Origin of the sequence: uncultured Nevskia sp., assembly GCF_903885465.1 — a bacterium.
Taxonomy (GTDB): Bacteria; Pseudomonadota; Gammaproteobacteria; order Nevskiales; family Nevskiaceae; genus Nevskia.
Map to the genome: position 1 here is coordinate 1 of NZ_CAISIQ010000024.1, position 6944 is coordinate 6944.

Here is a 6944-nt window from a genome sequence, read left to right on the forward strand (position 1 = left end):
CGCCCTTCGAATTGAAGTGCACGTTGACGATGACCACGCGCCGGCCGTTGAAGTCGTAAGTCACGGCCAGCGGCTTGCGGCTGGCGTTCCAGGCGCTGTCGGTGGGCGCCACGCGGCCCGGCGACAAGGTCAGCGCCAGCTTGCCGCCGACCAGGGTCGGCGCGGTGGCATCGAGCGAACCGCCGGAACCAGCAGTGCCCGGGACGAACGTCACCCGCAGCGGGTTGTAGAACTGCACGACGCGGATGTTGCCGCCGGGCTCGCCACCATCCTGGTTGTTGACCGGGTTGATCTGCACCGCTTCATAGCTCGGACCACCGGCCGCGACGATGGCATCGTGCAGCAGCGCGATGGTCTGATCGGCGCTGACCGTGCCGTTGTTGGTCGCACCGTTGTTGTCCTGAAGTTCGCTGAGCGCCAGCACGTCCGGCGAGCCAATGCTGTTTACGATCTGGCCGGCGAGGCGCGCGAACGAGGTGTCGTTGGGATCGAGATTCTCGACGTTGTAGGCGCCGACGCTGAGACGATCGCCGCCGATCTGGATGCTGCGCACGCCTGGCGGCAACGGGTTCACCGTCACCGTCGGCAACTGGGTCAGCAGCAGTTCGTAGTTGTCGAACGAGTAGCTGAGCACGCCGGTCACCGTGCCGAGGCTATCGCCAGTGTTGATGCCGGCCGGCATGGTGATGCCGTTGAGGCCGTCGTCGAGCTGGATGCGCTCCGGGTTGTAGTCGATGCCGGTGGCGCGTTCGACCAGCGCCACGCCGCCGCGCGCGGTGACGCCGGTGGCGTTGCTGCCGTTGTCGCCCAGCACCCAGACCTCACCGAAGCTGTTGCGCGGGCCGGTGGCGCGCGCGTTGTTGACCTGCACCAGCATGCCTTCCAGCGATTCGTCGAAATCGAGGCCGTCCTGCACCGGATCGAACAGCGTAGTGCCGCTGGTTTCGACGTTGCCGAGGCTGTCGTTGTCGATGATGTCGGTCGGCGGCATGCGGCCGCCGTTGCCGAGAATCGTCGGCGCGATCACGGTGTTGGTGAACAGCGCGTTGCCGACGTAAGGCGTCACCGTCGGCGAGCCGATCTGGGTGACCGTCAGGTTCTCCACATCGTTGCCCGGGCGGAATTCCGACACCGTGCCGGAGACCAGCACCTGAGCGCCGACCGCCGCTGCCGCAGGCGGTGCGGTCGAGGTGAACACGAAGATGCCGTCGGAGGTGGCGACATCGCCGTCGCCATCGCCGTCCTGCATGTAGAAGCCGTTGCTGGCGCGGGCGGTGACGATGCCCGGCACATTGCTGACCGCCATGTTGACCATCGGTGAGCGGTGCTGCGCGCCCTGGATCTGATAGATGCGCGTGCCGACCGTCGGCGGCGGCGCTTGATCGTTCTCGACGATCGTCGCGGTGACGCTGTTCGGCGTGCCGGCGCTGGCATTGCTCAAGCTGCCGAGCGTGGCGGTGATGGTTTCGTCGCCTTCGAAGACCGTGTCGTCGATCGCGCTCAGGGTCAGCGTCGCTGACAGCTCGCCAGCCGGAATGCTCAGCGATGCGCTCGAAGCGGAGTAGTCCGTGCCATTGCTCGCCGCGCCACCGAACAACAGGTTGACGGTGACCCGCGTGGTGGAGGCTGCCGAAAGTGTCGCGGTGACGACTGCCGAGCCGCCGAGTTCGCTGAACGCGGCCGGCTCCACGGCCAGGCTGACGGTCGGCAGGTTGCCGCCACCGCCGCCGATGATGGTCGTGCTGTTGCGCGGCATGCCCGCTGCCGCTGGGCCGGGGAAATCGCTGGCGTTGTCGTTGCCGTCCTGCACGACACCTGCCGCGAGGCTGCGCAGGAATGAGTAACTGGTGCCACCGGTCGTCGCCGGCGTGACGATGCCGGTGCCTTCACGGCAGGGACTGCTCGGCGAGCCGACGGCATCAACGAAGGGTGCAGTGGCGATGACTGAACTGCCGGCGACCAGACGGATGCCGGAGAAGCCAGTCGCCGAGAAATCGGTGAAGCCGGTCGCGTAGGTCACGTCCGGGGTCACGCCCAGCGAATAGCCGGCCGACGCAGTGTTGGCGAACAGATAGAACTGGCCGGCCGCCAGGCTGGTGCCGCCCGGCACCGTGGCGCGCACTGCGGGATTGCCCGGCGTGCCGTTGGCGCAGCCCTGCAAGGTCCAGCCGCCGATGGCGACCGGGGAGGAACCGGCGTTGAAGATTTCGACGAACTCGTCGTTGCCGCCGGCCGGACCGCGCACCGCGAATTGCGAGATCACCACACCGCCAGCTGCCTGCGCGAACGCCGTGCCGGCCGATGCCAGCGCGGCGAGCGCGATCAGTCCCTTCACCCGATTGCCTTCCATAACGCCCCCAAGTCTGTTCTTTGAATGTCGAATCACTAATGACCGGAGCCTGCCTTCGCGACGTGACGAGCAGGCGACAGGCGTTTGACAGTTCCCGGGCCGGTACACTCGGACCCATGCGCGCTAGCTCATCGACCGACGACGCGATCCTGGCTTCGATCTCCACCGAGGCCGAGGCGCTGCGCGACACGCTGCTGCGGCTGTCGAACCAGAACTCCGGCAGCTTCAATCCGGACGGCGTCGATGCGGTCGGCGCCAGCCTGCTGACGCTGTTCGCGCCGCTTGGCGCAACGGCCGAAACCATTGCGCTGCCGGCATCGATCGCGACCGGCGATCGCGGCGATCGCAGTACTCGGCCGATCGGTCATGCGCGCCGGCTGCGGCTGCGACCGGAAGCGCCGCTGCAGGTGTTTCTCTGCGGCCATCTCGACACTGTGTTCGGCACCGCACATCCGTTTCAGCAGGCGCGCTGGCTCGACGCCGACACGCTCAACGGCCCCGGCGTCGCCGATCTGAAAGGCGGGCTGTTGACCATGCTGCTGGCGCTCACGGCACTGGAGCGCAGTCCGCAGCGCGAACGCATCGGCTGGGAAGTGCTGCTCAATCCGGACGAGGAAATCGGCAGCCAGGGTTCGGCGCCGCTGCTGCTCGAAGCCGCGGCTCGCCATCACTTCGGCCTGATCTACGAGCCGGCCTATGCCGACGGCGGCCTCGCTTCCGAGCGCAAGGGCAGCGGCAATTTCGATCTGGTCATCGAAGGCCGCGCCGCACACGCCGGGCGCAATCCCGAAGACGGTCGCAACGCCATTGCACTCGCTGCCGAACTGGCGCTGCAACTGCATCGCCTGAACGGCCAGCGCGACGGCCTGACCCTGAACCTGGGCTATACCCACGGCGGCGGCGCGCTGAACATCGTGCCGGACCGCGCAGTGCTGAAGTTCAATGTGCGCACCTCGCAGCCGTCCGACGAATGCTGGCTCGACGATCAGCTCGATCTGCTGCTGACCCGCGCCAACGATCGCAACGGCTTCAAGGTCGAGCGCCACGGCGGTTTCACCCGGCCGCCGAAAGTGATCTCCGCCGGCACTGCGCGCCTGCAAGCGCTGCTCGGCGACTGCGGTCGCGACCTCGGTCTGGATCTGCAATTCCGCCCGACCGGTGGCTGCTGCGACGGCAACAACCTCGCCGCCGCCGGACTGGCCAATGTCGACAACCTCGGCGTGGTCGGTGGCGACATCCACTCGGATCGCGAATGGATGCGCTGGTCCAGCCTCGCCGAACGTGCCCGGCTCAGCGCCAGCCTGCTGCTCAAGCTCGCCAGCGGCGAGCTGCACTGGCCGATGCCGTGACCACCGCCATGATCGACCAGACCCCGGCTGCGCCAACCGACATCGACACCTTCTTCGCCTGCGATCTGCGAGTCGCCACGGTGCTGGCTTGCGAGCCGAACGCCAAGGCGCGCAAGCCGGCCTACCAGCTGACCTTGGATTTCGGCGCGCTCGGCATCAAGACCAGCAGCGCCCAGATCACCGAGCGCTACACGCCTGCCGAGCTGATCGGCAAGCAAGTGATCGCGGTCATCAACTTCCCGCCGCGCAAGGTCGCTGCCGTCCTCAGCGAATGCCTGGTGCTGGCCATCGATTCGCCGACCGGGCTGGTGACGCTGAGCGTCGATCAACCGGTCGAAAACGGCCTTCGCGTCTACTGAAACGAGCCCAATGAAACTGATCCGCCCGATCCGCGCTGCCGATCTGTCCGCCTTGGTCGAGATGGCCGAAACCGCCGGCGCCGGCTTCACTTCGCTGCCGCCGGTGCCCGAATACCTGGCCAAGAAGATCGCGCTGTCCGAAGCCTCGTTCGCGGCCGATGTCGATGAACCCGGTCAGCAGCGCTACCTGTTCGTGATGGAGGAAACCGACACCGGCGAGATCGGCGCCTGCTGCGCGATCGAAGCCGCCTGCGGGCTCGACGAAGCGTTCTACAGCTATCGCGTCGGCACCACGATCCATGCCTCGCGCGAACTCGGCATCTACAACCGGGTGCCGACCCTGTACCTGTCCAACGATCTGACCGGCACCAGCGTGCTCTGCTCGCTGTACCTGAAGCCCGGCTTCCGTGGCGAAGGTGCCGGCAAGCTGCTGTCGAAATGCCGCTTCCTGTTCATGGCCAATTTCCCCGATCGCTTCTCGAAGAAAGTGATCGCCGAAATGCGTGGCGTTTCCGACGAGAACGGTCACTCACCGTTCTGGGAAGGCCTGGGCCGCTACTTCTTCACCGTCGATTACGACCGCGCCGAGCACATCGTCGGCACCGGCAACAAGGCTTTCATCGCCGAGCTGATGCCGCCGCATCCGATCTACGCCGTGCTGCTGCCGAAAGCCGCGCAAGCGGTAATGGGCAAGGTACACGCGCAGACCGAACCGGCGCTGCATCTGCTCGAACAGGAAGGCTTCCGCTACCAGGGCTACATCGACATCTTCGATGGTGGCCCGAGCGTCGAAGCGCCGCTCGACGAGATCCGCACCATCCGCCGCGCCCAGGTGGTGACCGTGTTCATCGGCAAGCCGCTGCAGGGCGCGCCCTGCCTGATCGCCAACACCCAGCTCGATGCCTTCCGCTGCGCCTACGCCGAGATCGCGATCAAGAACGGCCACATCACCCTGCCGCCGGAGTTGGCCAAGGCGCTCGATGTCGATAGCGGTGACGAGGTGCGGTTCAGCTCGCTGGCTTGACGCGGGCTAAGCGTTTTCCTGATCGGCAAGTACCGCCCAGGCGCGGCTGCATCGCGTGCGGCTGCGTTCGCCATCGCGCAGCCCATCACGCAGCACATAGCGCACCGCCAGCCCCAGCTGATCCGCCAGCAGCAGCCCTGCATCGGGTCCGAGCACGCTCAAGGCCGTCGACCAGCCGTCGGCTTCGCGGCACAGAGGATGAACCACGGTGACCGCAGCTGGCGCATCGACGAGTGGCATGCCGCTGCGCGGATCGAGCGTATGCGCGTAACGCTGGCCGGCGTGCTCGTAGTGCCGGTAGGCATCGCCTGAGGTGGCGACGCTGAGGCTGTCGAGCGCGATGCGGGAGAGTGCTTCGTTCTGCGCCCGGCCATCGACATCGACCCACCACGGCGAGCCATCGGGCTTGACGCCCTGGCCCCGGAGTTCGCCACCGATCTCGACCAGGTGATGCGGTAGCCCGGCGCTGTGCAGCCACAGCGCGACGCGATCCACCGCGTGGCCTTTGGCGATCGCCGAGAAATCCAGCGCGATGCCACCCGGCTGCTGCAGGCGATCACGATCACGCCTCAGCTTCTGCCAGCCGACTCGACCGCGCGCAGCTTCGATTTCCGCATTCGATGGCGGCTGCACACGCGGCCCCAGCGGCCCGAAGCCCCAGAGATCGACGAGCGGGCCGGCGGTGGGATCGAGGGCGCCGTCCGTGGCCTTGGCGATGCGCAGCGCAGCGTCGAGCACCTCGGCGAAATCGCCCGGTAGTTGCTGCCAGGTTCCGGCCGGTGCCGCGTTGTAACGACACAGCGCCGACGACGGTTCCCAGTGACTGAGCTGGGCAACGAGATCGGCCAGCACCGCTTCGATGCCGACGCGAACGGCGTCCTGACGATCCGCCGCACGCATGGTGCAGCGGACCGACCAGGTAGTACCCATCGTCGTGCCGGACAAGGCAACCACCTGCGCCGCACGATCCGGCCCGGCATGGGTGGCGGCGCTGAACTGCGCCGGAATCAGCAGCTCGATCGGCCGATCAGCGAGCGGCGCGCCGTCATCCATCAGAGCGCCAGTCCCTGACTCATTACGGCGACAGCACTTCCACGGTCGCGGTGTAGCTGGCGCGACGTTCCTTGGCCTGCGGCACGCTGGTCTTGGCGTCCTGCACGCTGGCGCTGATGTAGTGCAGGCCGGCGTCGGTCCAGCTCAGTTTCACCAGGCCGTCGGCATCGGTCTTGAAGCTCTTCTCGCCGATGGCATTGCGATAGCGGGTGCCGTCGCGGATCACTTCCACTTCGAGGTTCGGTGCCGGCTTGCCATCGAGCAGGAAGCGGAACGTCGCGTCCTCGCTGACGAACAGATCGGCGATGCCGCTGACCGGCACCAGTTCCAGACCCTTGCCCGTCGGCTTCAAGGCGGTGTCGTTCGGCTTGCCGGCGGTGGCGAAGGTTTCCAGACGGCCCTGCGATTCGCTGACCTTCAAACCTTCCGCCTTGGCCGGCACTTCGGCCGCGAACTTGTCGGCGGTGCCGCGCCAGCGCTTCGGCTTGCCATCTTCGGTCCAGCTCGCGTTCAAGCCTTCGTTGAGGATGGCGATGCGGTAGGTGCCAACCTGCTTCAGCTGCAGATCGAAGGTCGAACGCAGCTTGCCGCTGGCGCTGTTCTCGGCCGGCACCGTGCTGCCATCCGGCGCGGTGATCACCAGGTTGTCGAGTTTCATCGCGTTGTGATCACGGACGAAGGGGTCGGTGGAGACGCCGGCATCGACGGTGATCCACTGATCGACGTTGAGCACGGTCTTCGACGGTGCCAGCCAGCCCTTGTGGGCGGAAGCGGCGAACGGCAGCGCGGCGGCGAGCAACAGCAGCGCG

The 6944-nt window shown here is 66.8% G+C and carries 6 protein-coding genes; 3 read left to right on the forward strand and 3 right to left on the reverse strand.

The annotated features are described in order from the left end of the window. A partial coding sequence (locus tag QZY06_RS00800) for a lamin tail domain-containing protein (RefSeq protein ID WP_295678946.1) occupies nucleotides 1-2335 on the reverse strand: 2335 nt, incomplete at its 3' end. Between the two features lie 131 nt (nucleotides 2336-2466). Between QZY06_RS00800 and QZY06_RS00805 the strand changes: the two genes are divergently transcribed. Genes QZY06_RS00805 through astA form a run of 3 tightly spaced genes read left to right on the forward strand, consistent with a single transcriptional unit; the run spans nucleotide 2467 to nucleotide 5082 of the window. After that, complete coding sequence (locus QZY06_RS00805) at nucleotides 2467-3699, forward strand: hydrolase (protein WP_295678948.1); 1233 nt, start codon at nucleotides 2467-2469, stop codon at nucleotides 3697-3699. After that, a complete protein-coding gene (locus tag QZY06_RS00810) occupies nucleotides 3696-4058 on the forward strand; it encodes a tRNA-binding protein (protein ID WP_295678951.1) in 363 nt (120 codons plus the stop codon). Before QZY06_RS00805 ends, QZY06_RS00810 begins: the two co-directional genes overlap by 4 nt. A 10-nt stretch (nucleotides 4059-4068) precedes the next feature. Continuing rightward, on the forward strand, nucleotides 4069-5082 hold the full coding sequence (gene astA / locus QZY06_RS00815) for an arginine N-succinyltransferase (RefSeq protein ID WP_295678953.1): 1014 nt from the start codon (nucleotides 4069-4071) through the stop codon (nucleotides 5080-5082). 6 nt (nucleotides 5083-5088) lie between these two features. Here the strand turns inward: astA and QZY06_RS00820 are convergent, their stop codons facing one another. After that, nucleotides 5089-6135: an FAD:protein FMN transferase gene (locus QZY06_RS00820; protein WP_295678954.1), complete on the reverse strand. Its 1047-nt coding sequence runs from the start codon at nucleotides 6133-6135 to the stop codon at nucleotides 5089-5091. A 22-nt stretch (nucleotides 6136-6157) separates the two neighbouring features. Beyond that, nucleotides 6158-6940 (reverse strand): DUF4198 domain-containing protein, encoded by a 783-nt coding sequence (locus QZY06_RS00825; RefSeq protein WP_367275529.1) that lies wholly within the window; start codon nucleotides 6938-6940, stop codon nucleotides 6158-6160. Nucleotides 6941-6944: the final 4 nt, after the last annotated feature.